The organism is Nocardia sp. NPDC051832, from assembly GCF_040681285.1.
Lineage (GTDB): Bacteria > Actinomycetota > Actinomycetes > Mycobacteriales > Mycobacteriaceae > Nocardia.
Map to the genome: position 1 here is coordinate 303,722 of NZ_JBFAYL010000002.1, position 25,377 is coordinate 329,098.

The 25,377-nt window shown below is 67.5% G+C and carries 30 protein-coding genes and 1 pseudogene; 24 read left to right on the forward strand and 7 right to left on the reverse strand.

Translation table 11 applies throughout. The annotated features are described in order from the left end of the window. Nucleotides 1-48: 48 nt before the first annotated feature. Nucleotides 49-534, forward strand: coding sequence for a pantetheine-phosphate adenylyltransferase (gene coaD / locus AB0M14_RS11145; RefSeq protein WP_364992273.1), 486 nt, complete (start codon nucleotides 49-51; stop codon nucleotides 532-534). Nucleotides 535-586: 52 nt separating this feature from the next. Here the strand turns inward: coaD and AB0M14_RS11150 are convergent, their stop codons facing one another. Next, complete coding sequence (locus tag AB0M14_RS11150) at nucleotides 587-1,099, reverse strand: GtrA family protein (RefSeq protein ID WP_364992276.1); 513 nt, start codon at nucleotides 1,097-1,099, stop codon at nucleotides 587-589. A gap of 310 nt (nucleotides 1,100-1,409) precedes the next feature. Between AB0M14_RS11150 and AB0M14_RS11155 the strand changes: the two genes are divergently transcribed. From AB0M14_RS11155 to AB0M14_RS11215, 13 genes and pseudogenes are all read left to right on the forward strand, one after another. Then, nucleotides 1,410-2,156 carry a DivIVA domain-containing protein gene (locus AB0M14_RS11155; RefSeq protein WP_364992278.1) on the forward strand — a complete coding sequence of 249 codons (747 nt, stop codon included), beginning with the start codon at nucleotides 1,410-1,412 and terminating at the stop codon, nucleotides 2,154-2,156. An 89-nt stretch (nucleotides 2,157-2,245) separates the two neighbouring features. Next, on the forward strand, nucleotides 2,246-2,851 hold the full coding sequence (locus tag AB0M14_RS11160) for a DUF177 domain-containing protein (protein ID WP_364992280.1): 606 nt from the start codon (nucleotides 2,246-2,248) through the stop codon (nucleotides 2,849-2,851). A gap of 40 nt (nucleotides 2,852-2,891) precedes the next feature. Then, nucleotides 2,892-3,074 carry a 50S ribosomal protein L32 gene (gene rpmF, locus AB0M14_RS11165; RefSeq protein WP_014987105.1) on the forward strand — a complete coding sequence of 61 codons (183 nt, stop codon included), beginning with the start codon at nucleotides 2,892-2,894 and terminating at the stop codon, nucleotides 3,072-3,074. A gap of 25 nt (nucleotides 3,075-3,099) precedes the next feature. Next, nucleotides 3,100-3,822 (forward strand): ribonuclease III, encoded by a 723-nt coding sequence (gene rnc / locus AB0M14_RS11170; RefSeq protein ID WP_364992283.1) that lies wholly within the window; start codon nucleotides 3,100-3,102, stop codon nucleotides 3,820-3,822. Between the two features lie 3 nt (nucleotides 3,823-3,825). Continuing rightward, on the forward strand, nucleotides 3,826-4,692 hold the full coding sequence (mutM, locus tag AB0M14_RS11175) for a bifunctional DNA-formamidopyrimidine glycosylase/DNA-(apurinic or apyrimidinic site) lyase (protein WP_364992286.1): 867 nt from the start codon (nucleotides 3,826-3,828) through the stop codon (nucleotides 4,690-4,692). A 56-nt stretch (nucleotides 4,693-4,748) separates the two neighbouring features. Continuing rightward, nucleotides 4,749-5,159: a hypothetical protein gene (locus AB0M14_RS11180; protein ID WP_364992289.1), complete on the forward strand. Its 411-nt coding sequence runs from the start codon at nucleotides 4,749-4,751 to the stop codon at nucleotides 5,157-5,159. A 9-nt stretch (nucleotides 5,160-5,168) separates the two neighbouring features. Continuing rightward, nucleotides 5,169-5,246, forward strand: a pseudogene (locus AB0M14_RS11185) (hypothetical protein); the annotation flags it as partial. Between the two features lie 12 nt (nucleotides 5,247-5,258). After that, entirely contained in the window at nucleotides 5,259-6,002 is a 744-nt protein-coding gene (locus AB0M14_RS11190) for a HEAT repeat domain-containing protein (protein WP_364995646.1), read from the forward strand. A 129-nt stretch (nucleotides 6,003-6,131) separates the two neighbouring features. Then, nucleotides 6,132-6,713, forward strand: coding sequence for a dihydrofolate reductase family protein (locus AB0M14_RS11195; RefSeq protein ID WP_364992292.1), 582 nt, complete (start codon nucleotides 6,132-6,134; stop codon nucleotides 6,711-6,713). Nucleotides 6,714-6,717: 4 nt separating this feature from the next. Next, entirely contained in the window at nucleotides 6,718-7,764 is a 1,047-nt protein-coding gene (locus AB0M14_RS11200) for a PHP domain-containing protein (RefSeq protein WP_364992295.1), read from the forward strand. Nucleotides 7,765-7,896: 132 nt separating this feature from the next. Next, nucleotides 7,897-9,411 (forward strand): substrate-binding domain-containing protein, encoded by a 1,515-nt coding sequence (locus tag AB0M14_RS11205; protein ID WP_364992298.1) that lies wholly within the window; start codon nucleotides 7,897-7,899, stop codon nucleotides 9,409-9,411. 63 nt (nucleotides 9,412-9,474) lie between these two features. Further along, nucleotides 9,475-9,915 carry a carboxymuconolactone decarboxylase family protein gene (locus tag AB0M14_RS11210; protein WP_364992302.1) on the forward strand — a complete coding sequence of 147 codons (441 nt, stop codon included), beginning with the start codon at nucleotides 9,475-9,477 and terminating at the stop codon, nucleotides 9,913-9,915. A 78-nt stretch (nucleotides 9,916-9,993) separates the two neighbouring features. Beyond that, nucleotides 9,994-11,079 carry a winged helix DNA-binding domain-containing protein gene (locus AB0M14_RS11215; RefSeq protein WP_364992305.1) on the forward strand — a complete coding sequence of 362 codons (1,086 nt, stop codon included), beginning with the start codon at nucleotides 9,994-9,996 and terminating at the stop codon, nucleotides 11,077-11,079. 6 nt (nucleotides 11,080-11,085) lie between these two features. Here AB0M14_RS11215 and AB0M14_RS11220 read toward each other — a convergent pair whose 3' ends face one another. Further along, the gene (locus tag AB0M14_RS11220; RefSeq protein ID WP_364992308.1) at nucleotides 11,086-11,559 is read right to left on the reverse strand and encodes a VOC family protein; all 474 of its coding nucleotides are present in this window, start codon (nucleotides 11,557-11,559) and stop codon (nucleotides 11,086-11,088) included. Between the two features lie 73 nt (nucleotides 11,560-11,632). Here AB0M14_RS11220 and AB0M14_RS11225 point away from each other — a divergent pair, with 73 nt between their 5' ends. After that, nucleotides 11,633-12,205, forward strand: coding sequence for a YdcF family protein (locus AB0M14_RS11225; protein ID WP_364992311.1), 573 nt, complete (start codon nucleotides 11,633-11,635; stop codon nucleotides 12,203-12,205). Here the strand turns inward: AB0M14_RS11225 and AB0M14_RS11230 are convergent. Further along, the gene (locus AB0M14_RS11230) at nucleotides 12,202-12,465 is read right to left on the reverse strand and encodes a hypothetical protein (RefSeq protein ID WP_364992314.1); all 264 of its coding nucleotides are present in this window, start codon (nucleotides 12,463-12,465) and stop codon (nucleotides 12,202-12,204) included. The genes AB0M14_RS11225 and AB0M14_RS11230 overlap by 4 nt on opposite strands. 75 nt (nucleotides 12,466-12,540) lie before the next feature. Between AB0M14_RS11230 and AB0M14_RS11235 the strand changes: the two genes are divergently transcribed. Together AB0M14_RS11235 and AB0M14_RS11240 are read left to right on the forward strand one after the other, a co-directional pair. Continuing rightward, a complete protein-coding gene (locus AB0M14_RS11235; RefSeq protein WP_364992317.1) occupies nucleotides 12,541-13,374 on the forward strand; it encodes an SDR family oxidoreductase in 834 nt (277 codons plus the stop codon). Continuing rightward, nucleotides 13,371-14,156 (forward strand): MerR family transcriptional regulator, encoded by a 786-nt coding sequence (locus tag AB0M14_RS11240; protein WP_364992321.1) that lies wholly within the window; start codon nucleotides 13,371-13,373, stop codon nucleotides 14,154-14,156. Before AB0M14_RS11235 ends, AB0M14_RS11240 begins: the two co-directional genes overlap by 4 nt. A 69-nt stretch (nucleotides 14,157-14,225) precedes the next feature. On the opposite strand, the gene AB0M14_RS11245 is transcribed toward AB0M14_RS11240, so the two are convergent. Genes AB0M14_RS11245 through AB0M14_RS11260 form a run of 4 tightly spaced genes read right to left on the reverse strand, consistent with a single transcriptional unit; the run spans nucleotide 14,226 to nucleotide 19,231 of the window. Then, nucleotides 14,226-15,125 (reverse strand): potassium-transporting ATPase subunit C, encoded by a 900-nt coding sequence (locus tag AB0M14_RS11245; protein WP_364992324.1) that lies wholly within the window; start codon nucleotides 15,123-15,125, stop codon nucleotides 14,226-14,228. 1 nt (nucleotide 15,126) lies between these two features. Next, complete coding sequence (kdpB, locus tag AB0M14_RS11250) at nucleotides 15,127-17,277, reverse strand: potassium-transporting ATPase subunit KdpB (protein ID WP_364992327.1); 2,151 nt, start codon at nucleotides 17,275-17,277, stop codon at nucleotides 15,127-15,129. 1 nt (nucleotide 17,278) lies between these two features. After that, the gene (gene kdpA / locus AB0M14_RS11255) at nucleotides 17,279-18,949 is read right to left on the reverse strand and encodes a potassium-transporting ATPase subunit KdpA (RefSeq protein ID WP_364992331.1); all 1,671 of its coding nucleotides are present in this window, start codon (nucleotides 18,947-18,949) and stop codon (nucleotides 17,279-17,281) included. Next, nucleotides 18,950-19,231: a potassium-transporting ATPase subunit F gene (locus AB0M14_RS11260; RefSeq protein ID WP_364992334.1), complete on the reverse strand. Its 282-nt coding sequence runs from the start codon at nucleotides 19,229-19,231 to the stop codon at nucleotides 18,950-18,952. A gap of 175 nt (nucleotides 19,232-19,406) precedes the next feature. Between AB0M14_RS11260 and AB0M14_RS11265 the strand changes: the two genes are divergently transcribed. From AB0M14_RS11265 to AB0M14_RS11295, 7 genes are all read left to right on the forward strand, one after another. Then, nucleotides 19,407-19,550: a hypothetical protein gene (locus AB0M14_RS11265; RefSeq protein ID WP_364992337.1), complete on the forward strand. Its 144-nt coding sequence runs from the start codon at nucleotides 19,407-19,409 to the stop codon at nucleotides 19,548-19,550. Further along, on the forward strand, nucleotides 19,547-22,051 hold the full coding sequence (locus AB0M14_RS11270; protein ID WP_364992339.1) for a sensor histidine kinase KdpD: 2,505 nt from the start codon (nucleotides 19,547-19,549) through the stop codon (nucleotides 22,049-22,051). The genes AB0M14_RS11265 and AB0M14_RS11270 overlap by 4 nt, the downstream gene beginning before the upstream one ends. Nucleotides 22,052-22,058: 7 nt before the next feature. Then, the gene (locus AB0M14_RS11275) at nucleotides 22,059-22,766 is read left to right on the forward strand and encodes a response regulator (protein WP_364992342.1); all 708 of its coding nucleotides are present in this window, start codon (nucleotides 22,059-22,061) and stop codon (nucleotides 22,764-22,766) included. 72 nt (nucleotides 22,767-22,838) lie between these two features. After that, nucleotides 22,839-23,264 carry an OsmC family protein gene (locus AB0M14_RS11280; RefSeq protein ID WP_364992346.1) on the forward strand — a complete coding sequence of 142 codons (426 nt, stop codon included), beginning with the start codon at nucleotides 22,839-22,841 and terminating at the stop codon, nucleotides 23,262-23,264. Beyond that, complete coding sequence (locus tag AB0M14_RS11285; protein WP_364992349.1) at nucleotides 23,265-23,540, forward strand: acylphosphatase; 276 nt, start codon at nucleotides 23,265-23,267, stop codon at nucleotides 23,538-23,540. 13 nt (nucleotides 23,541-23,553) lie between these two features. Continuing rightward, entirely contained in the window at nucleotides 23,554-24,204 is a 651-nt protein-coding gene (locus AB0M14_RS11290; RefSeq protein ID WP_364992352.1) for a hypothetical protein, read from the forward strand. Further along, entirely contained in the window at nucleotides 24,204-25,370 is a 1,167-nt protein-coding gene (locus AB0M14_RS11295) for a glutathionylspermidine synthase family protein (protein WP_364992355.1), read from the forward strand. Before AB0M14_RS11290 ends, AB0M14_RS11295 begins: the two co-directional genes overlap by 1 nt. The last annotated feature ends 7 nt before the right edge of the window (nucleotides 25,371-25,377 follow it).

A 25,377-nucleotide genomic window follows, 5' to 3' on the forward strand; every position in this document is an offset into this window, starting at 1 on the left:
CCGGGTCCCGGCGTTCGGTTCGCGGGGAAAGCGCGGTAGCGTCCAGTCATGGCTGGAGCACTGTGCCCCGGGTCCTTCGACCCGGTCACCAATGGGCATCTCGACGTATTCACCAGGGCGGCGGCGCAATTCGACGAAGTCGTGGTGACCGTGTCGGTCAATCCGAAGAAGCAGGGCATGTTCACCGTCGAGGAACGGATGGAGATGATTCGGGAGGCCACCGCGGAGTTGCCGAATGTGCGGGTGGCTTCGTGGCAGGGGCTGACCGTGGATTTCGCCAAGCAGGAGGGGATCGGCGCGATCGTGAAGGGGCTGCGCGACGGCAACGACTTCGGTTATGAGTTGCAGATGGCGCAGATGAACAAGAAGCTCACCGGTGTGGACACCTTCTTCGTCGCCACCAATCCCGTGTACAGCTACCTGTCCAGTTCGCTGGTCAAGGAAGTGGCGGCCTACGGCGGGGATGTCGCCGACATGCTGCCGCCGCTGGTGCACAAGCGCCTGCTCGCCCGCCTCGCCGAGCGGCGCGGCTGAGACCGAAAGAAAGCCCCGGTTCCGATGGAACCGGGGCTTTTAGTCTTTGCTGTCAGAAGACCAGGCCGCGCAGCGCGAGGAACCGCAGCCCGCCGACCGCGGCGGTCAGCGCCAGGACCGCGCCGGCCTGCGCCGCACCGCCCAGCCCGGGCGCCCAGATCTCCAGGGCCGCCAATCCGGCTGTGCTGATACCGAGCCCGATCAGGGCGAGCCCGCCGCCCTCCCACTGCGCGGTGAACCAGCCGACCCGGCCGGCCGCGTGGAAGGTGAGCTGACGGTGCAGTTCGTTGGCGATAATGGTGCTGACGACCGATCCCGCGACATTGGCGACCAGCGGCCCGACGCCGTGCATCGCGAAGAACAGCAGCACGTAGGCGACATTGCTGGACCCGCCGACCAGCGCGAACCGGATCAGCTGGGCGAAGGCCCGATCGCCGCGCAGGTACTGCATCAGCTGGTTGAACCGGACGTTCGTCAAGTCGCCCATGGCCGGGTATGCGACGGCCCACGGGGTGTACATGCTCGCGGGGAGAACCGCCTGCCGTGGAGCTTCGAGAACCGTCATGGTCATTTCCGATCGAACTGAGCCTCTGGAGACTCCGAGCTGCTTTCCAAGGTACTGCGTGTTCAGTATGTACTGAACGGATGAAACGTGTCAATCACCAGCTTCAGTGTCCTGCCCGATGCCTGCGAACCGCTTAAGAAGATCTTTCTCAGGTCTTCATTAAGAATGTAGCACCAAGCGGAGGGTGTCTCTCCACTTCTTTTTGTGGCGTACGAGACACTGCCGCGACACACCGATAGAAGTCTCGGCGTGGGCCGTGATCGGAGGCACACTGGCTCAGGTAGACACGGCAGAGAAGCGGGAGTGATCCATGTATCGCGTATTCGAAGCACTCGACGAGCTGGTGGCCATCGTCGAAGAGGCGCGCGGCATCCCGCCGACCCGCAACTGCATCGTGCCGCGCGGCGACGTGCTCGAGCTGCTCGACGACGTGCGTGACGCGCTGCCCGGCGAACTCGACGACGCCCAAGATGTCCTCGACCACCGGGACAAGCTCGTCACCGACGCCAGATCCGCGGCCGAGACCACCGTGACCACCGCCAACGAAGAGGCCGAACAGACCGTCGGCGCGGCCCGCGCCGAAGCCGATCGCATCCTCGCCGACGCCAAGGCGCACGCCGACCGGATGGTCGCCGAGGCCTCCGCGCACGCCGATCGCCTGGTGGCCAGCGCTCAAGCCGAGGCCGACCGCGTGGTCGCCGACGGCAACGCCGAGTACGAGGCCCTCACCGGCCGCGCCCGGATCGAGTCCGAGCGCATGATCGAGGCCGGTCAGGCCTCCTATGACCGGTCCGTCGCCGAGGGCGAGGCCGAGCAGTCCCGCCTGGTGCAGCAGACCGAGGTGGTGCGCGCCGCGCACGCCGAATCCGCGCGGCTCATCGATACCGCCCAGGGCGAGTCGGACCGGATGCGCGACGAATGCGACCACTACGTCGACTCCACCCTCGCCGACTTCGAGGAAACCCTGAACTCCACCTTGCGCACCGTCGGCCGCGGCCGGCACCAGCTGCGCTCCGGCGCGGGCGCGCCCGACTATGTGAGCGAGTACCGCCGCTAGCCTCAGCACCTCATTTGGGCGGGAGCGGGCTGCTCCAGTACTGTGGAGTGGTTGCCCATTCTCTTTTCCGATCGTGAGGTGAGTTCGTGATGTCCGCTGACAGCGGTCGTATGTCGCGTTCGCGTGCGGCCTCGCGCCGCGAGCCCGACGGCGCCTTCGTCGTCGACACCCGCAGCCTGGGGCGCCGCCCCGGCGATATGCGGGAGTTGCAGCGCACGGTCACCCTCGCCGATCGGATGGGTCTGGAGATGGTCGCCGCCCCGCAGGGCGCCGAAATGCGGCTCGATCTGATGCTGCAATCGGTATCCGAGGGTGTGCTGGTCACCGGCACGGTGACCGCGCCGACCGAGGGGGAGTGCTCGCGCTGCCTGGAGCCGTTCACCGCCGAGGTGCGGCTGTACCTCACCGAGTTGTTCGCCTACCCGGACAGCGCCACCGAGCAGACCACCGAGGAAGACGAAGTGCAACGCCTGGTCGACGACACCATCGACCTGGAGCCGGTGCTTGTCGACGCCATCGGGCTGGAGCTGCCGTTGCAGCCCACGTGCACCCCGGATTGCCCGGGACTGTGCGCGGAATGCGGCGTGCGGATGGCGATTGCGGGATCTGATCACTCGCATGAGATACTTGACCCTCGCTGGGCCAAGCTCGCGTCGTTTGCCGCTGAATCGCCCAAGCAAGACCAAGACCAGTAAGTAGTAGAAACCCCCCGTTTAGACCTTAGGAGAGTCAGTCGTGGCCGTTCCGAAGCGCCGGATGTCCCGTTCCAACACCAGGTCGCGGCGCAGCCAGTGGAAGGCCACCGCGCCGACCCTGATCACCTGCCCGAACCGCGCCTGCGGCGAGAAGACCCTGCCGCACATCGCGTGCCCGTCCTGTGGCACGTACAAGGGCCGCCAGGTCACCGCAGCCGTCTGACGGTTCGATTTCCACACGTACCGACGTGACCGCCAGTAAGGACGCCACCGGAGCAACCGGTGACCACGCGAGCCTGCTCGCCGCACTCGGAGTCGACGTACGACCGGATCTGCTACGCCTCGCGCTGACGCACCGGTCGTACGCCTACGAGAACGGCGGCCTGCCGACCAACGAGCGCCTGGAATTCCTGGGCGACTCGGTACTCGGCCTGAGCATCACCGAGCGCCTCTACCACGAGCATCCGGACAAGTCCGAGGGCGAGCTGGCGAAACTGCGCGCGAGTGTGGTGAACATGCACGCGCTCGCCGAGGTGGCGCGTGGGCTCGGTCAGGGCGGTCTCGGGCCGCACCTGTACCTCGGTAAGGGCGAAGAGCTCACCGGGGGCCGGGACAAGCCGAGCATTCTCGCCGACGGCATGGAGTCGCTGCTGGGCGCCGTGCATCTCGAGCACGGCATCGAGACCGCGCGCGGTGTCGTCCTGCGCCTGTTCGCCGAACTGCTCGAGCGCGGGCCCCGCATGGGCGCCGGCCTCGATTGGAAGACCAGCCTGCAAGAGCTCACCGCCGAACGTGGCATCGGCGTGCCCAGTTACGAGATCACCTCGACGGGCCCGGACCACGACAAGGAATTCACCGCGACCACGGTGATCGGCGGCCGCTCCTACGGTCAGGGCATCGGTCGTTCCAAGAAGGAAGCCGAGCAGAAGGCGGCGGGCGCCGCCTACCAGGCGCTGACCGCCGAAAGCTGACAGGTGCCCGAACTTCCCGAGGTCGAGGTGGTTCGCCGCGGCCTGGACGCGCACGTGGTCGGCCGAGTCATCGACGCGGTCTCGATCACGCACCCCCGCTCGGTGCGCCGCCATCTCGAAGGCGCCGCCGATCTCGCCGCCCGCCTGCAAGGCCTACGCGTCGAATCCGCGCAGCGGCGCGGAAAATTCTTATGGCTCACCTTCGACGACCCCGACGACGCCTTGGTCGTCCATCTCGGCATGAGCGGGCAGATGCTCGTGCAACCCGCCGACGCCCCCGTCGAGAAGCACGCCCACATCCGGGCCACCCTGCATGACGGCACCCAGCTGCGGTTCGTCGATCAGCGCACCTTCGGTGGCTGGGCACTTGCTCCGATCATCGAGGTGGACGGCACCCGCGTCCCCGAACCGGTCGCCCACATCGCCCGCGACCCCCTGGATCCCCTGTTCGACCTGGAACTCGCCGTCACCGCCATACGCGCCAAAAACACCGAAATCAAGCGCGTTCTGCTCGATCAGACGGCGATCTCCGGCGTCGGCAATATCTACGCCGACGAGGCCCTCTGGCGGGCGAAAATCCACGGCAATCGCACGGCCTCCAGCCTGACCCGGCCCGCCGTGCGTACCCTGCTGACCGAAGCGACCGCCGTCATGCGAGACGCGCTCGACGCGGGCGGCACCTCCTTCGACGCCCTGTACGTCAACGTCAACGGCGAATCCGGCTACTTCGAGCGTGCTCTGAACGTCTACGGCCGCGAAGACGAGCCGTGCCGCCGATGCGGTGCGCCGGTGCAACGCGTCAAGTTCATGAACCGTTCTTCCTACTTCTGCGGCCGGTGCCAGCCGAAACCTCGCCCGCGGGTGAGATGATCGTCCCCGCGCCCTGACCCAGGGGAGGCGAGGAGCGGAAACGCCAGCGGGGCAAGGTGAGTGGTGATGTCGATATGCGGTGGACAAGTCCCGCCGCAGTTTCCTTTTATGACCTCGATGGTCCCGAGCTCGGCAACATCGACGACTACTTCCAGGAACTCATCGGGGGAGCCGACGGCGTCGCTTCGGCCGCGGCCGCCGTCGCCAAACCCGTTGCCGCACGCCAGGTCGCACTCGCCGATATGCGGAACGGCATCGAGAACGCGATCTTGGTCGCCACCGGCATCGCTGCTGCGGTGGTTGTCGGAATCGTGCTCGTTTCGATCTTTCAGCCAGCGTGCACTGCGAGCGAAAATCAAGGCCACCGAGAAGAGCGAAGGTTGTCGCCACAGCAGTGGCGGCGGCGGACGCTAGCCGGTCGGATAGCCGGCGCTATCGCTTCTGGAGCCGACGCCAGAGCAGAGTAGGAAGACGATTTGTCTCGAGACGTAGAGAGCCTCCTGGCCGAGCTCCGCTCAGGTGATCCCGCGCGGCAGAGTGACGCGCTGCTCGCATTGAGCGATCACATGGATGCGTTGGCTTTGACCGATATTGCGCCCCTGCTGCGGTCCGGCGACGAGTTGGTACGGGAGGAGGCGGTCAAGATATTCGGGGAGCTCGGCGTTCTCCAGCCAGATGAGGCCGGGCCGATTCTGTTGCCGCTGCTCTCTGATCCGGAAATGCTGGTGCGCAATGAAGCAGTCGAGGCCTTCGGCCCCCTCGGGTTCCCGCCGGCGGTTCTTCCGCTGCTCGAGATTTTGCGTGCGGACCCGGCCTGGATTGTTCGGGCCTCAGCAGCAGAGGCTCTTGGCGGCTACAGCGGCAATCAAGTGACGGTGGCACTGGAAGGCGTCGTTCGGGATATAGACGAGGAAACCGCAGTCCGAATGTTCGCCGTCTCCTCGCTCGGGCGGCAGTCCGGGCCGGACGGACTGGCACCTGTCGAGGTTCTCATAGAGCAGTCCGATTCAGAACCACTTGTAGCTGTCGCCCTCCGGGCAGCCGCGTACCGCCTCGGTGGGCAACGGCACCTGGCCCCTTTCCTCGAAGCCTTGAGCAATGCTGAGCGGGATGACGCCCTGCGACTGCTCAACGAAGTCCAAGACTGGGCCGGTCACCCGGCCCCACCAACCCTCTCCGATGATCTCCCGTACATCGAGGCTGAGCTACGCGTCATCGCTGCCCGTTTTCCCATTGCAGCCATCCAGGTACAGCGGATCTTGGATCGGCTTGCGCAGCCCGGTACGGGCCGGCCACGCGGATGTTGCTGACCGAGACGAGCCAGCCCCCCAGGGGATGGCAGCCGGGGAAGTAAAGCCTCGCGGGGTGTGAGCAAACCGAGCTACCGTTTCTTCTAAGGGGTCCGGGCATCAGGCCGGGCGCCCGGGAGGAAGGACCACATGCGCAAGCTCACGTATTACGTCGCGTCGACGATCGACGGGTTCATCGCCACCGAGGAGGGCTCGGTCGATTTCTTCCCTGTGGGGGGTGACCACGGTCCGGCGATCACCGCGCAATATCCGGAGACGCTGCCGACGAAGGTGCGCGAGGCCAGAGGCATCACCAAGAAGGCCGCCTATTTCGACACCGTGCTGATGGGACGTAAGACGCACGACTTCGGGGTACGGACCGGCACGTCGAGCCCGTACGCGCATCTGCGCCAGTTCGTGGTGTCCACCACGCTGCCCGAAACTCCGGACCCGGCTGTGGAATTGATCGCCGCCGATCCGGTGTCGAAGGTGCAGGAGCTGAAACGTGAGAAGGGGCTGGGGATCTGGCTGTGCGGCGGCGGGGAGCTGGCGCAGGTGCTGCTGCCGGAGATCGATCAGATCTTCCTGAAGCTGTATCCGATCGTGCTGGGGCGCGGTAAGTCGCTGTTCGGTTCCGGGCCGCGGCTGCCCGATCCGGCGCGGTTCCGGGTCATCACCAGTCGCGTCTTCGAGGACGGGGTCGCCTTCGTGAAGTACAGCCGGATTCGATAACGCTGTGGCCGACCAGGATCCGATCCCGACCGGGCCCGTGCCCGGGCCGGTCGAAGCGCTGCGCGAGATCGGGTTCTGGTTGGAACGCGGTCGCGCCGAGACGCACCGGGTGAAGGCGTACCGGCGCGCGGCCGACGTGGTGGCCGGACTGTCGAAGTCCGAGCGCGCGAAACATGAACGGGCGCACAGCTGGCAGGAGTTGTCCGGGATCGGGCCGAAGACCGCCGCCGTCATCGAGCAGGCGTGCGCCGGTGCGATCCCGGACTATCTGGCCGGCCTGCGGACCGAGGCGAAACCGATCGGCGCGCCCGGAAAGCCGTTGCGCTCGTTGCTGCGCGGCGATCTGCACACCCACTCCAACTGGTCCGACGGCGGCAGCCCGATCAACGAGATGATGGGCGTCGCAGCGGCATTGGGGCACGAGTACTGCGCGCTGACCGACCATTCGCCGCGCTTGACCGTGGCGAACGGGCTGTCCGCGGACCGGTTGCGCCGTCAGCTGGACGTCGTGGCGGAACTGAACGAGCAACTCGCCCCGTTCCGGATCCTCACCGGCATCGAAGTCGACATCCTCGACGACGGCGCCCTGGATCAGCAGGCGGATCTGCTCGCCGAGCTGGATATCGTGGTGGCGAGCGTGCATTCGCATCTGCGCGCCGACAGCGATGTGATGACCAAGCGCATGGTGTACGCGGTCGCGAACCCGAACGTGGACGTGCTCGGGCACTGCACCGGCCGGCTGGTGACCGGCGGGCGCGGCACCCGGCCGGAATCCACCTTCGACGCCGAGGTGGTGTTCGAGGCGTGCAAGCAGTACGGCACCGCCGTCGAGATCAATTGCCGTCCGGAGCGCCGGGATCCGCCCTCGCGGCTGCTGCGGCTGGCCGTGGCGACCGGCTGCTACTTCTCCATCGACACCGACGCGCACGCGCCCGGCCAGCTGGACTGGCAGGGGTACGGATGCGAACGCGCCGTCGCCAATGCGGTTCCCGCCGAACGGGTTATCAATACCTGGCCGCTGGACGAGCTGCTCGCCTGGCGCACCCGCTAGACCGGCCCGGTGGCGATCCGGTGAACTGTTGCCGAACACTGCCGTAGCTCATCGCCGGGGCGGCCGGACCGGCCGACAATAGGCGGTACGGCGCTGCTGCGGCTGCCGGATCTGTGGGGAGTGGGATTTCTGGTGGGCGACTTTCCGCTCGATACCGTGCTGGCGCTGATCGGTATCGCGGTGCCGGTCGGCGCGTTCCTGTGGGAATTCATCGTGGTCGGCCGCCGGCGTCTGGGTTACCGCGTGCAGATGGATACGCCCGTCACCGGGGAGATCGCCTCGGTGTTTCCCGGCGTGCTCGCGCAATTACGCTCCGACCCCGCGGAATTGCGGGATCTGTCGGTGGTGCTGGTGCGGATCGAGAACAGCGGCGCTACCGCCATCGAGCCCGCCGACTATCTGCTCCCGTCGCCGAGAATCGGTCTGCACCTGCGTTTTCCGCAGCGCCGGGTGATCGGCATGGCAGTCACCGAGCTCAGCGATCCGGCCTTGGCCGACAGCCTCGGCGGCAATTCCGGGATCGGGGTGCGCGAGGACACCGGCGGGCACATCGGCGTGATCGATCTGCCCAAGGTGCCGCTGGACCGGTCCGACCACTACAAGATTCTCGCGATTCTGCAGCGTTCCGAGGGCAATGGCGGGTACCCGGCGCCCGTGCTGGTGGGCGGTCTCAAGCGCGGGCGGGTCACCGAAACCGAGAGCCGCACCGGGATTTCCCGGATGATGCTGGCGCTGGTCGCGTTTCTGGTGCTGGTGATCGTCGTGCAGTTCGCGGTCGCGGTGTTCGAGCCGGAACCGATGCCGGCGGATTGCGCCTCGGGCCGGCTCACCCTGGTCGGTTCCTCGGCCTTCGAACCGGTGATCCGGGCGGCGGCCGCGCAGTACGCGCAGCGGTGCACGGGTGCGGAATTCGCGTTCGGCTTCGAAGGCACCGAGCGCGGGCTCGATCGAGTCACGCTGCAGGGCAAGGACAATCGGGAACTGCTGGCGATCAGTGACGGCTCGAAGGGTGTCGGGTATCCGGCGCTGCGGCATCGGGCGCTGGCGGTGGCGCTGTTCGCGGTGATCGTGCACAAGGACGTGGGGGTCCGCGATCTCACCGTCGCGCAGGTGCGCGACCTCTTTCAGGATCGGATCACCAACTGGAAAGAGCTGGGCGGCAAGGATATTCCGGTGGTCCTGGTGAACCGGCTGCCCGGCTCCGGTACCCGGGACACCTTCGATCGGCGGCTGCTCGACGCCGAACAGCAGCCGTCGCGACGGCATGCGAGCTGCACCGGCATCAAGGACTTGATCGGCGCCGAGCCCGCGCACTGCGATGTGCAGGTGACCAGCGACATGATCCGCGCGGTCGCCGAACTGCCCGGAGCGATCGGGTACAGCGCGTTCGCCGAGGCGAGCAAGGCGGAGGTGGTGCCGGTGACGATCGGCGGTGTGCGGGCCGACCGGGACGCCGCGATCACCCGGACCTACCCGTTCTGGGGCGTCGAGTACGCCTACAGCTACGGCGACCCGCCCGGCGATTCGCTGGCGGCGGCGTTCCTGCGTTTCCTGACCGAGCAGACCGGGCAGGAGGTGCTGCGGGCCTTCGGCAACGCGCCCTGCGACGACCTGCCCGATCGGGACCGATGTTTGCCGGAATCCTAGGCGCGTGTCACATTTGCCGAGGCTGTGTCGTCTAGCTGGTGAAGACCGACGAAAGGACATTTCATGCCTCGCCTGAACCTGCCCGGACTCGCCCCTGAGGTCTATAAAGGCTGGTACGCCGCCGAGATGGCGATCCGGCGCGGACCGCTGGACGCGACGGTCCGGGAGCTGGTCAAGATCCGGGTCTCCCAGATCAACGGCTGCCTGTTCTGCATCGACATGCACACCACCGACGCCCGGCTGCACGGGGAAACCGAGCAGCGCATCTACTACTTGAATGCCTGGCGGGAGTCGGTGAAGTTCACCGATACCGAGAAGGCGGCGCTGGCCTACGCCGAAGAGGTGACCACGCTGGGGCCGCACGGCGTCACCGACGGGGTGTGGGCCGAGGTCGAGAAGCACTTCGAGGAGGACGCACGCGCCGGCCTGGTGGCGGTGACCGCCATGATCAATCTGTGGAACCGGATCGGCGTGCCGCTGCGGATGGAGCCGGCCGCGCCCTGAGCCCGCCGCCGCAGCGGGCGACGCTCGCGGCGGCGCGGTCACGGCGAATCTGTCGGTGGTCTGGGCGAGGATGGAGGCATGACCGAACTATCGCTGCGGGAATTGAACCGGACGCTGCTGGTACGCCAGCTGCTGGTCGAGCGGGTCGAGCTCACTCCGCTGGAGCTGGTCCGGCATCTGGTGGCGGTCCAGGGCCAGGAACCGAACTGGCCCTATGTCGGATTGTGGACGCGGCTGGCCGATTTCGGTCACGCCGATCTGGAAGCGTTGTTGCGCGACCGGAAACTGGTGCGCTCCACCATGATTCGCCGCACCGTGCACCTGGCCACCGCCGAGGACTTCACCTGGCTGCGCCCCACCATGCAGCCCTGGATCGACGCAATGCTGAAAGCGGCCTACTACCGGGAGGAGATCGACGGTGTCGACCTGGCCCGCTTGGCCGCCACCGGCCGCGCGCTCCTCTCCGGTAAAGCGTTGTCCCGCAGTGATTTCGGCAAGCTGCTCGCCGAGCATTTCCCGGACCGGCACGTGCGCCGGCTCGCCGAATCGGTGGAAGTCATGGTTCCGCTGGCGCACAGCGCCGAAACCGGGACCTGGGGCCGCTGGCGCAACCGCTACGTCACGGTCAGCCTGGCCGACGAATGGATCGGCGCCCCGCTCGCCCCCGCCGACCCGCGGCAGCTGATCCGGCGCTACCTGGCCGCCTTCGGCCCGGCCACCGTCGCCGACATGCAGGCCTGGTCCGGCACCACCAAGCTGGCCGAGGTCATCGACGGAATGCGCTCGGAACTAACGGTTTTCACCGACGACCAGCACAAGGTCCTCTTCGACCTGCCCGATGCCCCGCTGGCCGATCCGGACCTGGAAGTCCCGGTCCGCTTCCTGCCCGCCTTCGACAACGCCGTCCTCGGTCACAAGGACCGCCGCCGCATCATCGCCGAGGAAGACCGGCAGCGCATCGCCAAGGAAGCCTCGGCCGGGATCCCCATGTACCTGGTGGACGGCTTCGTCCACGGCCGCTGGGCCCTCGACGACGCGACCATCCGAATCACCCCGTGGCATCCGCTGTCGAGCTCCGACGAGGCGGCGGTGCGGGCCGAGGCGGAAGCACTGCTGCCGTTCATCGCCCCGGGTGCCGAGGGCAAGGTCGTCATCGAGGGATAGCCGGGCTCACGCAGTGGGTGCGGTCTTCTTGGGACGGCGGACGACCTCGCCCTGCTGGATCCGCACAGTGGTGCCCGACGGGTCGCGGAAAGCCGAGTCGCGCGGACCCCACGGACGGTCGACCGGTTCCTGGAGGACCTCCGCGCCGGCGGCCTTGACCCGCTCGAAGGTGGCTTCGAGGTCGTCGGTGGTGAAGACCAGCATGGGCAGAATGCCCTTGACCAGCACGGCCCGCAGCGCGTCGCCGTCTTCCTGGGAACGCCCGGCGTGCGGGGTGGACAGCACGTACTCGAGTCCGGGCTGGTTCGGGCTGGTGAGGTTGACCCAGCGCTTGTCGCCGGAGCCCAGGTCGCTGACGACCTCGAGGCCGAGGGCGTCGCGGTAGAAGGCCAGGGACTCGTCGAAATCGAGGACCGTGACCTGGACGTACTGCAGCGCCAGGGAGGTGGTGCGGGGCGGCTGAAAAGGTGTGTTGCACATGAGAAATACGGTAGGCGCGCGGCGGGCCCCGAGGCTTCTCGATTCCTGATCACTGGTGTGCTTGGCTGAACCGATGCGGAAACGGACTCGGCTGGCCGGCGGTCTCGCGCTGGTGCTGCTGTGGGGTGAGTGGGCGAATTGGCGCGCCGCGCGCCGGGGCGTGGGATCTGCTCGGGGTGGTTCCGAGGTCGTGGTGGTGCTGGGCTATCGCAATGCGGGCCCGCGCGCCAATGCCATGAACAGGTGGCGGGTGCGAGCCGGATTGCGGTCCATCGATCCCGGCGCGGTCGAGAGCCGAATCGTGTTCTGTGGCGGCGCGTGCGCGGGTCCGCGCAGCGAGGCGGCGCTGATGGCCGGTTACGCCGGCGCTGAACGCGGGTATCGCGGCGCGTTCGTCTTGGAGGAGGAGAGCCGGAGTACCTGGGAGAACATCATGTTCGCGATCCCGTTCCTGCGGGATGCCGATCGGATCAAAATCGTCTCGGTGCCGCTGCACGCGGAGAAGGCCCGGCGCTATCTCGCGCGGCAGGAGCCCGAGCTGGCGGCGCGGCTGGTCCGCGGTGCGGAGTATCGGTTCGGCGAGTGGATGCCGCTGAAACCGCTGCTCGCGCTGTACGGTTTGCGGAAGGACGCGACCGGCGGCTAGCTCGTCGGCGCTGGACTGGTCGCCGGTTCCGGGGTTGTCGTGAGTGGTTCGGTGACCACCGGGTAGGTGAACGGCCGGTGCGGTGTCAGCGGGATCTCGTCCGGTTGGGCGTGGAAGAAGACGAAGACGCCGCCGGTGGCCAGCGCGAGCGCCGCCGCGGCGCCGAGGGCCGCCCGGAACGCGTTTGCTTGCTGCTGGAGGACGTCGTAGAGGCGCCATAAACCGGGCGCGCCGAACGGACTGTCCTCATTACCCATCACGGCTCCCACCTTCGACCCCTTACGCATTCGATCGGGGCATGCCGGGCGATAGTTACGCCCACTAGGCTTCGGCCCATGAAATCTGTGTTGGTGACCGGGGCGGGACGCGGTATCGGCAAGGCCCTCGCGCTGCGATTGGCAGAGCAGGGCTGGCGCGTGTACGCCGGTGTTCGCAAGATCGCCGATGGCGAGGCGCTGGCCGCCGAGCACCCGGCGATCGTTCCGGTCGTGCTGGATATCACCGACGCCGGCCAGATCGCCGCACTGGACGAGGTCCTGCCCGCCGCGCTGGACGCCGTGGTGAACAACGCGGGCATCGTGGTGGACGGCCCGGTCGAGACGCTCACCGTGGACGATATGCGGCGGCAGTTCGAGGTGAACGTCTTCGGGACGATCGCGGTGACCCAGGCGGTGCTGCCGCGGCTGCGCGCGAGCAAGGGCCGCATCGTTTTCCTGTCCTCGCTCAGCGGCCGCATCTCCACCCCGGGCACCGGCGCCTACAACTCGTCGAAGTTCGCGCTGGAGGGCATGGTCGACGCGCTGCGCATCGAGTTGCGGCCGTGGGGGATTCCGGTATCGATGGTGGAGCCCGGTCCGACCGACACCGATATGTGGGGCGGCGCGCTGGACATGGTCGACGCGGGCCTGGAACGGCTGACGCCCGCGCAGCGCGAACTGTACGGGTCCCAGCTGGCGGGTATGCGGAAGATGGCGGCGCAGGTCCAGAAGCTGGCCGCGCCGGTCGGAACCGTCGTCGGCGCGGTCGAACGCGCGCTCACCGCTCGTAAACCCAAGGCCCGCTACGTGGTCGGACTGGCGGGCAAGGCGCAGGTCCTGTCCGCCGGTCTCACCCCTACGCCCGTGCTGGACCTGCTGCTGTCGTTCGCGAGCGGCATCAAGCGGCGATGAGCAACGGCGTCACGATCGGGCAGGCGGCGGCCTTCGTCGGCGTCACGGTCAAGACCGTGCGGCACTATCACAAGCAGGGTTTGGTCGCCGAACCCGATCGGGACAGCTCCGGCTACCGCCGCTACGCCTCGGCGGATCTGTTGCGCCTGGTCCAGGTGCGGACGCTGGCCGCCGCCGGGGTGCCGCTGGCCGAGATCGGGCCCCTGCTCGACGCCGACGCCGCCCAGTTCGCCGCCGCCCTGGCCGAAGTCGAACGGGACCTCACCGCACGGATCGAGGAACTGACCGCCCGGCGCGACACCTTGCACCGGCTCGCCGACGGCAATCGGGCCCTGCTGCCCGACCGCGCGGTGGCACTGCTGGAGCGGATGCCCGGCCTCGGGTTCGTCCCGGAGGAGATCGCGACCGCCCGTGAGGGCTGGGTGCTGGCCAAAGCCCTGGTGCCGGAAGGCTTCGACGAGTACCTCACCCACCTCGAGCAGGCGCTCGAAGACCCGCGGTTCGTCGCTATCAGCCTGCGCGCCTCGGAAGTCGCGACCTGGGCACCCGACGACCCGCGCATTCCCGAATTCGCCGACGCCATGGCCGACCACTACCTCGCCAACCCCGAGCAGCTGAAGATCCTGACCGGAATGCAAGCCCGCACCGAGGCGGCGACCCGTTACCGGATCATCGCCCACCACGGCGAGGAGCAGGAGTCGGCCGCGGCGCAGGTGGCGGCGCGCATCGAAGCCAGACTGCGCGCGGCGGGCATCTACATCCCGAGGCCGGATACCCGCTGAACCGGGGAGCTTCTCGCAGACGCGCGAGCGGCCGGTGACGAGTTGTCACCGGCCACAGGCGGTTTCGGATCAGCTCTTGAAGGGGTACCGGCTGTCCAGGTCCATGTTCAGCTGGAGCACGTTCACCCGCGGCTCACCGAGGAAACCGAGGGTGCGGCCCTTGGTGTGCGCCGCGACCATCTCCCGCACCTGGTCCGCGCTGATGCCGCGGGCCTGGGCGATCCGCGGCACCTGGATGGCGGCGTATTCGGGGGAGATGTGCGGGTCCAGGCCACTGCCGCTGGCGGTGACCGCGTCGGCGGGCACGGCCGGATCGGCGGGGGCAGCGCCGTAGATCGGGATGATCCGGCCGGTCGAGAAGTCCGCGCCGTCGTTGCAGACCACGGGGGTGTTCTTGTAGGTGGCAAGGAAGGGCTGTGCGGTCACCGAGCAGAACTCGTTGACACTCACCACCTTGGTGGGATGATCGACCTCGCCATCGGCCGCACGCGGACCGAGCACCGAAAGTACCGCGCCGACACCGTCTTTGGTGCAGAACGGGCGGGCGCCATCGACCCCCTCACGGTCGGCGATCGCCTTGCCTCGAGCGCACACCGTGGTCAGCAGACTGGCCTCGAGCTCCGGTTGCCCGTCCTCGCCGGTGCCCATGCTGTCCACGATGTCCTCGGGGCCGAGGTTGGAGGCCGAGGTGGACAGCGGGTCGTAGCCATCGCCGGCGGCCGAGGGCCGACTCTGGAAATACTGCACCAGCGCATTGCCGTCGGCGTCGGTGAAGCTCTGCCCGATCAGGCTGGAGCCCACCACCTTTCCGTCGACTCGCACCAGTGACCCGTCGGCCTTGTCGTGTAGGCCGGGGATCTGGGCGACACCGAAAACCGCCAGGGGATACACGATTCCGGTCAGCACGGTCAGCACGAGTAGCGCACGCAGTGCGGCCAGGTGCTGCCGAATCCAAGTTGACATGCGCATTTCAGGACATCCCGGGGAGGTGTTGGATTACGAGGTCGATGAGCTTGATACCGAGGAACGGCGCGACGATGCCGCCCAGACCGTAGATGGTCATGTTGCGGCTCAACAGTTTCGAGGCGTTGGCCGGTTTGTACTGGACACCGCGCAGCGCCAGCGGGATCAGCGCGACGATGATGATCGCGTTGAAGATCACCGCGGACAGGATCGCCGACTGCGGGCTGGCCAGCCGCATCACATTGAGCAGGCCCAGCCCCGGGAACAGCCCCAGGAACAGCGCGGGGATGATCGCGAAGTACTTGGCGATGTCGTTGGCGATGGAGAAAGTGGTCAGCGCGCCGCGCGTGATGAGCAGCTGCTTACCGATCTCCACGATTTCGATCAGCTTGGTCGGATCGGAGTCGAGGTCGACCATGTTGCCGGCCTCTTTCGCGGCCGACGTGCCGGTGTTCATGGCGACGCCCACGTCGGCCTGCGCGAGCGCGGGCGCGTCGTTGGTGCCGTCACCGGTCATGGCGACCAAGCGGCCCCCATCCTGTTCCTTCTTGATCAGCGCGAGCTTGTCCTCCGGCGTCGCCTCCGCGAGGAAGTCGTCGACGCCCGCTTCGTCGGCGATCGCCTTGGCCGTCAACGGGTTGTCGCCGGTGATCATCACGGTGCGAATACCCATGCGGCGCATCTCGTCGAAGCGTTCGCGCATGCCCTGCTTGACGACGTCCTTGAGATGGATGACGCCCAGGACCTGTGCTTTGCCGTCGAGCACCTGGCCCACGACCAGCGGCGTACCGCCGCTGGCGGAGATGCCGTCCACGGCCGCGCCGAGTTCGGCTGGGACGGTGCCGCCCTCGCTGCGAACCCACTCCGTGACCGCGCTGGCCGCGCCTTTGCGCAGCTGACGATTGTCCACGTCCACCCCCGACATACGGGTCTGGGCGGTGAATTCCACCCAGGTCGCGTGGTTCAACGAGCCGGCGGAGCGTTCCCGCAGTCCGTGCGCCTGTTTGGCGTAGACCACGATGGAGCGGCCTTCGGGGGTTTCGTCGGCGAGGCTGGAGAGCTGTGCCGCATCGGCCAGCTCGTCGACCGTGACACCGGGGACCGGAACGAATTCCGACGCCTGCCGGTTGCCGAGGGTGATGGTGCCGGTCTTGTCCAGCAGCAGGGTGTTGACGTCACCCGCGGCTTCGACCGCCCGGCCGGACATGGCCAGGACGTTGCGCTGCACCAGCCGGTCCATGCCGGCGATGCCGATGGCGGAGAGCAGCGCGCCGATGGTGGTGGGGATCAGGCAGACCAGCAGTGCGACCAGCACGATGCCGGTGATGCCGTTGCCGTCGAGCGCCAAGGTGTCGGCGACGCCCGGATTGTTGCCCTTGGAGAAGATCGCCAGGGGCTGCAGGGTGGCCACCGCGAAGACGAAGATGATCGTCAGCGAGGCGAGCAGGATGTTGAGCGCGATCTCGTTCGGCGTCTTCTGCCGGGACGCCCCCTCGACGAGCGCGATCATCTTGTCGATGAAGCTGGCGCCGGGTTCCTGGGTGATCCGCACGACGATCCGGTCCGAGAGCACCGTGGTGCCGCCGGTCACGGCGGAACGGTCGCCGCCGGATTCCCGGATGACGGGGGCGGATTCACCGGTGATGGCCGATTCGTCCACGGAGGCGATGCCTTCCACGACGTCGCCGTCGCCGGGAATGATCTGCCCGGCTTCGACCACCACGTAGTCACCGCGCTGCAGCTCGGGTGCTCCGACCTGCTCCTCGAGGATCCGGGCACCGGGCGACCAGTTGACCAGTCGCCGGGCCATGGTGTCGGTCTTGGCTTTGCGCAGGGTGTCGGCCTGGGCCTTGCCGCGTCCCTCCGCGACCGCTTCGGCCAGGTTGGCGAAGATCACGGTGAGCCACAGCCACACCACGATCGCCCAGGCGAAGAACGACGGATCCACCAAAGCGAGCAGGGTCGACCAGATCGCGCCGATCTCGACGATGAGCATCACCGGATTGCGCCACATGGTGCGCGGATCGAGTTTGCGCACGGCCTCGGGCAGCGACTTCAGCATCTGCTTCGGATCGAAGACGCCGCCGCGCGGGCCCTTGTCCTTCGGCTTCGCCGCGGCGCGGGTTTCGTTGGGCTTTTCTACTGTGGGACTGGACATTTCAGTGGATTCCCTCGGCGAGCGGCCCGAGCGCGAGCGCGGGCAGGAAGGTGAGCGCGACCAGGATGAACGTGACGCCGACGACCAAGCCGACGAACTGCGGCCGGTGCGTGGGCAGCGTGCCGATCGACTCCGGGGTGTGACCCTGCCGGGCCAGCGAACCGGCCAGGGCGAGCACGAAGATCATGGGCAGGAACCGGCCGAAGACCATCGCCAGACCGAGCGCGGTGTTGTACCACTCGGTGTTGCCGGTGAGCCCCGCGAAGGCCGACCCGTTGTTGTTGGCCGCTGAGGTGAACGCGTACAGCACTTCCGAGAGTCCGTGCGGGCCGCTGTTGAGCATCGACGCCCGCTGACCGGGCAAGGCCATGGCGATCGCGGTTCCCACCAGCACGATCAGCGGGCTGATCAGGAAGTAGGTCGCGGCGAGCTTGATTTCGCGCGGGGTGATCTTCTTGCCCAGGTACTCCGGTGTGCGTCCGACCATCAAGCCGGCCACGAACACCGTGATCACGGCGAGGATCAGCATGCCGTACAAGCCGGAGCCGACGCCGCCGGGCGCGACCTCGCCGAGCTGCATATTGAACATCAGCATCAGGCCGCCGAGGCTGGTGTAGGAGTCGTGGAACGAATCCACCGCGCCGGTCGAGGTGAGCGTCGTCGCCGCGCCGAAGACGGCCGAGTTGGCCACGCCGAAACGGGTTTCCACCCCTTCGGCCGCCGCGCCGATCGCGGTCGGGACGGTGCCGTGGCCACGCAGCTGGAAGTACATGGTCAGCGAGGTGCTGATCAGCGCGATGGTGCCCATCACGGAGACGATCGCGAAGCCCTGTTTCTTGCTGCCCACCATGCGACCGAAGGTCCGCGGCAGCGAGAACGCGATCACCAGCAGCAGAAAGATTTCCAGCCAGTTCGTCCAGGAGTTCGGGTTCTCGAACGGGTGCGCGGAGTTCACGTTGTAGAAGCCGCCGCCGTTGGTACCGAGTTCCTTGATGACTTCCTGGCTGGCGACCGGCCCGCCGGGCAGCGTCTGGGTGCCGCCGCTGATCGTCTCGACGACCTGATCGTTGAGCATGAAGTTCTGTACGGCGCCACCGGCGACGAGCACCACCGCGGCCACGAACGCGATCGGCAGCAGGATGCGCACGGTACCCCGCACCAGGTCCACCCAGAAGTTGCCGAGTTCGCTGGTGTTGCGGCGTGCGAAGCCACGCACCAGCGCGATCGCCACCGCCATGCCGACGGCCGCGGAAACGAAGTTCTGCACCGCGAGACCGGCCATCTGCACCAGGTGGCCGAGCGTGGATTCACCGCTGTAGTTCTGCCAGTTCGTGTTGGTGACGAAACTGACCGCGGTGTTCCAGGCCAGGGCGGGGGTCAGCTCGGTGGCCGGATCCTGCAGGTGCAGCGGAAGCCAGCCCTGTACCAGTTGGAAGAAGAACAGGAACAGGATGCCGACCGCGGAGAACGCGAGCACGCTGCGGGCGTACACCGCCCAGGTCATCTCGACGCCGGGCTGTACGCCGACGAGCTTGTAGACGACCTTCTCGACGCGAGAATGCTTGCTGCTGTTGTAGACCCGGTACATGTAGTCCCCCAGCGGCACATGGACCAGCGCGAGCGCGAGAATCAGGGCCACCAGGAAAACGATCCCGGCTGTTGTCGTATTCACTCAGAACCTCTCCGGGAAGAGCAGTGCCGCGACCATGTAGACGGCGATGCCGACGGCCAGAATCAGACCGATCAGATTCGCGATCACAGCTTCTCCACTCCGCGCTGGATCAAGCCCAGCAGCGCGAAAATCGCCACGGTGAGGACCGTGAACACCACGACAGACATGAATTCCTAACCTCCGTTCGCACTCCGGATGTGGGGTGCGCATGGGTGAGTCAAGCTGCCGAATGGCGTCGAACGGCCGGTTCTTACGGGTCCTTAGCGCCGCGAACTCGCGCATTTACGCTTTGTTTACGGCGGGCGGCGGGCTGATCGAAAGGATGCCGTCAAGGTCGGCCGCGCAAGCGTCAACACACCGTAAAGATGCTGATCATCCCGTTTTCCGGCAGGTAAGAAATGGGAGGCCGGACTGCACCAATGCACCCGGGCGTCGGATGGTTGCGGGAAGGTTCGTTATGTCGGCTGTCGCAGTGCTGCTGATCGTGGGATTCATCTGTGGCTTGCTGGCCATTCGTTTCCTGGGAGCTCGCCAGGAGGACACACGCACGGTGACGCGCTGGCGATCCGCCACGCCCGGACGCGCGATGATGGACCGGTGAAACGCGGCCAGCTACGGATCTACCTCGGTGCGGCTCCGGGAGTCGGGAAGACCTACGCCATGCTCGGCGAGGCCCATCGGCGCCTGGAACGCGGTGCGGACGTGGTGGCCGCGGTGGTCGAGACGCACGGCCGGACCAAGACCGCCGAGGCGCTCGAGGGCATCGAGCGGATCCCGCCGATAATGGTGGCCTACCGCGGTACCGAACTGCCCGAACTGAATGTCGAGGCGGTGCTGGCGCGCCGGCCCGATGTGGTGCTGGTGGACGAGCTCGCGCACACCAACGCACCGGGCAGCAAGTACGAAAAGCGCTGGCAGGACATCGCGGACCTGCTCGAGGCCGGCATCGATGTGATCTCCACGGTGAACGTGCAGCATCTGGAGAGTCTCAACGACGTGGTCGAGCAGATCACCGGTATCAAGCAGCAGGAGACCGTGCCGGACGCGGTGGTCCGCGGTGCGCAACAGGTCGAACTCGTCGATATCACGCCGGAAGCGTTGCGGCGCAGGATGTCCCACGGAAATGTCTATAAGGCCGACAAGGTCGACGCGGCGCTGCGCAACTACTTCCGGCCCGGAAACCTCACCGCGCTGCGGGAATTGGCGCTGTTGTGGCTGGCCGATCAGGTCGATGCCGCGCTGGCCAAATACCGCGCCGACCACAAGATCACCGAAGTGTGGGAGGCGCGCGAACGCGTGGTCGTCGCGGTCACCGGTGGGCCGGAATCGGAGACGGTGGTGCGCCGCGCCGGCCGGATCGCGACGAAATCCAGCGCGGATCTGGTGGTCCTGCATGTCGTGCGCGGCGATGGCCTGGCGGGGGTCTCGACCGAACGGTTGCACCGCTTGCGGGAACTGGCCGCCAGCCTCGACGCCAGCCTGCACACCGTCACCGGATCGGACGTGCCGACCGCCCTGCTGGACTTCGCGCGCGAAGTGAACGCCACCCAACTCGTCCTGGGCACTTCGCGACGGTCCCGCTGGGCCCGGATCTTCGATGAGGGCATCGGATCCACCGTGGTGCAGCGGTCCGGAAAGATCGATGTGCACATGGTGACCCATGAGCATGCCAACGCCGGTGCCCGCCGGTTCGCCTGGCGCCCACGCCAATCGGTGCTGGCCTGGCTCGCGGCCGTCGCCGTTCCCGCCGCGATCGCCGGCCTCGGTGTGCTGGTGACCTCGAACTACTTGGAGCTCGGCGGGCTGAGCGCGTTGTTCTTCGTCGGTGTGGTCGGCGTCGCGCTGCTGGGCGGCATCCTCCCGGCCGCGTTCTCGGCCTTGCTGTCCGGGGCGCTGCTGAATTGGTTCTTCACCCCGCCGCGCTACAGCTTCGCGGTGGCCGAACCGGACAACTTCGTCACCGTCGTGGTGCTGCTCATCGTGGCGGTCGCGGTGGCCGCGCTGGTGGACACGGCCACCAAACGAACGCGGCAGGCGCGCAAGGCATCCCGGCAGGCCGAGTTGCTCACCATGTTCGCCGGCGCGGTCCTGGGCGGTGCGGATCTACCGCATCTGCTCGAGCAGGTACGCGAGACCTATGGTCAACGCGCGGTGAGTCTGCGGTGCGGCGGCAAGGTGCTGGCCACCGTGGGAGACGAACCGCCGCAACGGCCGGACGAGGCCGAAACCACAGTCGAGGCCGGGGACGCCTCGAGTCAGCTGCTGCTGGCCGGACGTCCGATCGAAGCCGCCGACCGGCCGGTGTTGCGCGCTGTCGCGAACCAGGCGGCGGGCCTGGTACGTCAGGCCCGGCTGGCCGAGGAAGCGGGCGCCGCGGCGGCGCTGCTCGAAGCCGACCGGTTGCGGCGGGCGCTGCTCTCGGCCGTGAGTCACGATCTGCGTACTCCGCTGGCCGGGGCGAAGGCCGCGGTGTCGAGCCTGCGCAGCGACGATATCGAGTTCTCCGCCGAGGACACTGGTGAATTGCTGGAAACTATCGAGGAATCGGTGGATCAGCTGACGGCTTTGGTCGGCAACCTGCTCGACTCGTCCCGGCTGGCGGTCGGCGTGGTGACGCCACAGCTGCGCCAGGTCTATTTGGACGAGGCGGTCCATCGAGCGCTGGTGAGTGTCGGGATGGGTGCGCGCGGACTGCGGCGAGCCGCGATGAACCGGGTTCAGATCGAGGTCGGCGAGCTGTCGGTCCAGGCCGACGCGGGCTTGCTGGAGCGGGTGCTGGCCAACCTGGTCGACAACGCCCTGCGGCACGCACCGCGGGATTCGCCGGTCCGGGTGACCGCCGACGCACAGGGGGAGCGGGTATCGATCGCGGTGGCCGACACCGGACCGGGCGTCGACAAGAACGCCGAAGAGCAACTGTTCGAACCTTTCCAGCGTCTCGGCGACCGCGACAACACCACCGGTGTCGGCCTGGGCTTGTCGGTGGTGCGGGGGTTCGTGGAGGCGATGGGCGGCACTGTGCAAGCCGAACAGACACCCGGGGGCGGCTTGACCATGCTGGTGGATCTGCCGGTGGGCGGCGATGACGACGACGAAAGTTGAGGACCGCGTGACCAACAATGAAGCCGGTCCCCTGGCCACCAAGGTGCTCGTCGTCGATGACGAACCACAGATCGTGCGCGCGCTGCGGATCAACCTGTCGGTGCGCGGCTACGAGGTGCTGACCGCGGGCACCGGCGCCGCGGCGCTGCGCATCGCCGCCGACAAACATCCCGACGTGGTGATCCTCGATCTCGGCCTGCCCGACATCGACGGGATCGACGTGCTCGCCGGTCTGCGCGGCTGGACCTCGACGCCGGTGATCGTGTTGTCGGCGCGCACCGACTCGGCCGACAAGGTCGAAGCGCTGGACGCGGGCGCCGACGACTATGTCACCAAACCGTTCGGCATGGACGAGTTGCTGGCCCGGCTGCGGGCCGCGGTGCGCCGGGGCGCGGGCGATCCGGGCACGCATGAACCCGTGGTCGAGACCTCGTCGTTCACCGTCGACCTGGCCTTGAAGAAGGTCACCAAGAACGGCGCCGCCGTGCATCTGACGCCCACCGAGTGGGGGATGCTGGAAATGCTGGTGCGTAATCGCGGCAAGCTGGTCGGGCGCAAGGAGTTGCTGCGCGAGGTGTGGGGTCCGGCCTATGCGACCGAAACCCACTATCTGCGGGTGTATCTGGCCCAGCTGCGGCGCAAGCTCGAGGACGATCCCGGCCATCCCAAGCACTTGCTCACCGAGGCCGGGATGGGGTATCGGTTTCAGGAATAGGAATGAGTCAGTTCAGTCCGGTGTTGCCACGCGTGCACTGTACGACTGCGACGAGATGGCAGGATCGTGACCATGGCTGAAGAAACCCCGACCACCCTGTGGGTCGAACGCACAGGCACCCGGGCCTACACCGGCCGCAGCTCGCGCGGCGCGGAAGTGCTGATCGCGAGCCAGGGCGTACCGGGCGCGTTCACCCCGGGTGAGCTGCTGAAGATCGCGCTGGCCGGTTGCTCGGGCCTGAGCGCGGACTTCACGCTCGCCCGCCGCCTCGGCGACAACTTCGACGCGACCATCCGTGTCTCCGGCGACGCGGACCGGGAGAACGAGGTCTACCCGCAGCTGGACGAGCAGTTCGAACTCGACCTCAGCGAGCTCGACGACGCCACCCGGGACCGGCTGCTGGTCGCGGTGCAGCGCGCCATCGACAAGGCGTGCACCGTCGGCCGGACGCTGAAGGCGGGCACCAAGGTCAATCTGAACTTCGACGTCGACGCCTAGATGGACGCGGTGCGGCTGAGCGCGTGGGTGCACGGCACAGTGCAGGGCGTCGGGTTCCGCTGGTGGACCCGCGCCCGCGCACTGGAACTCGGGCTGACCGGGTACGCCCGCAACGCGCGCGACGGCCGCGTGCACGTCATCGCGGAAGGACCGCGCGCAGCCGGCGAGAAACTGCTCGGCCTGTTGCGTTCCTGTGAAACGCCGGGCCGTGTGACCCTGGTTGTGGAAAGCTGGGACCCCGCGCGGGGTGATATGTCCGGATTCGAGGAGCGGTAGTGAAGGCGGATCGGTGAGCACGCAGCACCCGGGCGACGGTGAGCACCGGCCCGAAGAGCCCGAGGCGACGCCGCCGCAGCGGCCCGAGCTCGCGCTGCCGCCCGAAGAACCCCGGTTCGGCAGCATCCAGCGCCAGGAACCCGGCGTCACCCAGCCGCGCCCGCCGACCGTGGCCGAGTCGCGGGCCCGGGACAAGGCCCGCAAGAAGGCCGATCAGGAGCGCCGGGCCGCCGAAGCCGCCGAGGCCGCCAAGAAGAAGACCCGCAAGCGAGTGCTGATGGGCAGCGTCGCGGTCGTCGGCGTCGCCGGGCTGGTCGGCGGCGGTTACCTGGTCTACAAGGCCGTCAACAAACCCGACCAGGTGACCGCGTCCTGCGTGCAGATCGATCAGAACGGCAAGGAAGTCGTCGTCCCCGACGACAAGTGCGGTCCCGGCAAACAGAACTTCAGCGACAACGACGGCTGGCACGGCGGACTGGGCGGGCTGATCATCCTCGGCGGCTGGCCGCAGTACCGCTACTACTACGGCGGCACCCCGACCATCGGGCAGACGCCCGTCGGCGGCAGCACCGTGAAACCCAAAGGCGCGGAGATCAAAACCAAGAGCGGCACCACCGTGCAGCGCGGCGGACTCGGCAGCAAGAGCTCGGGCGGGGGGTCCTGATGCGGCGGGTCCGCGGCACGCCCCGGCCGGGCTGGCAGCAGATCATCGAGGAGCAGGGCCTCGTCTACGGTGCGCCCGGCCGGGACGCCAGCGGCCTGCCCCGGCCGTACTGGGACGAGTCGGTGCACTACGAGTTCGACATGGACGAGATCCTCGCGCTGGAAGCCGATGTCGAACTGCTGCACTCGATGTGCCTCAACGCCGTCGAGCAGGTGATCCTGACCGAGCGGTTCCGGGATTTCGGTCTGCCCGACTGGAGTTGGGAGCCGATCACCGAATCCTGGCGGCGCGGTGACCCTTACGTGTACGGGCGGTTCGATCTGCGCTACGACGCGCGGCGGCCCGCGAAACTGCTGGAGTACAACGCGGATACGCCGACCTCGCTGCTGGAGGCCGCGATCATCCAGTGGCACTGGCTGACCACGCAGTACCCCGGCGACGATCAGTGGAATTCGTTGCACGAGAAGCTCGTCGAGCGGTGGACCGAGTTGCGGGACGTGCTGCCCGCCGCGCAGTTGCACTTCGCCTGGTCCTCGGCGGACGCCTCCGGCGAGGACAACGTCACCACGGCCTACATGCAGGAGACCGCCGCCGAAGCCGGGTTCGACACCATCGCGCTGCCCATCGAGGAAGTCGGATTCGACACGGAGCTGGATCGTTTCGTGGATCTGGCCGAGGCCCCGATCGAGTCGATCTTCAAGCTGTACCCGTGGGAGTGGGTGCTCGACGACGACTTCGGCAAGCGGGTGATCGCGAGCCTGCCCGCCACCATGTGGGTCGAGCCGCTGTGGAAGACGCTGCTGAGCAACAAGGCGATCCTTGCCGTGCTGTGGGAGATGTACCCCGGGCATCCGAACCTGTTGCCCGCCTACCTCGATCAGCCCAACGAGCTGACCGAATACATTCGCAAGCCGAAACTCGGCCGCGAGGGCGCCAATATGACGATCGTCGGCGCGGGGCTGGAAACCGCGACCGGCGGGGTGTACGGCGCCGAAGGCTTCGTGTACCAATTGCTGGACCCGCTACCGGAATTCGACGATATGCGCCCGGTCCTCGGCGCCTGGATGGTCGGGGGCAGCTCCGCCGGACTCGGCATCCGCGAGACCGCGGGCTTGATCACCGACGACGGCGCCGCCTTCGTCCCCCACCGCATCCCCGCCACTTAACTGTTCC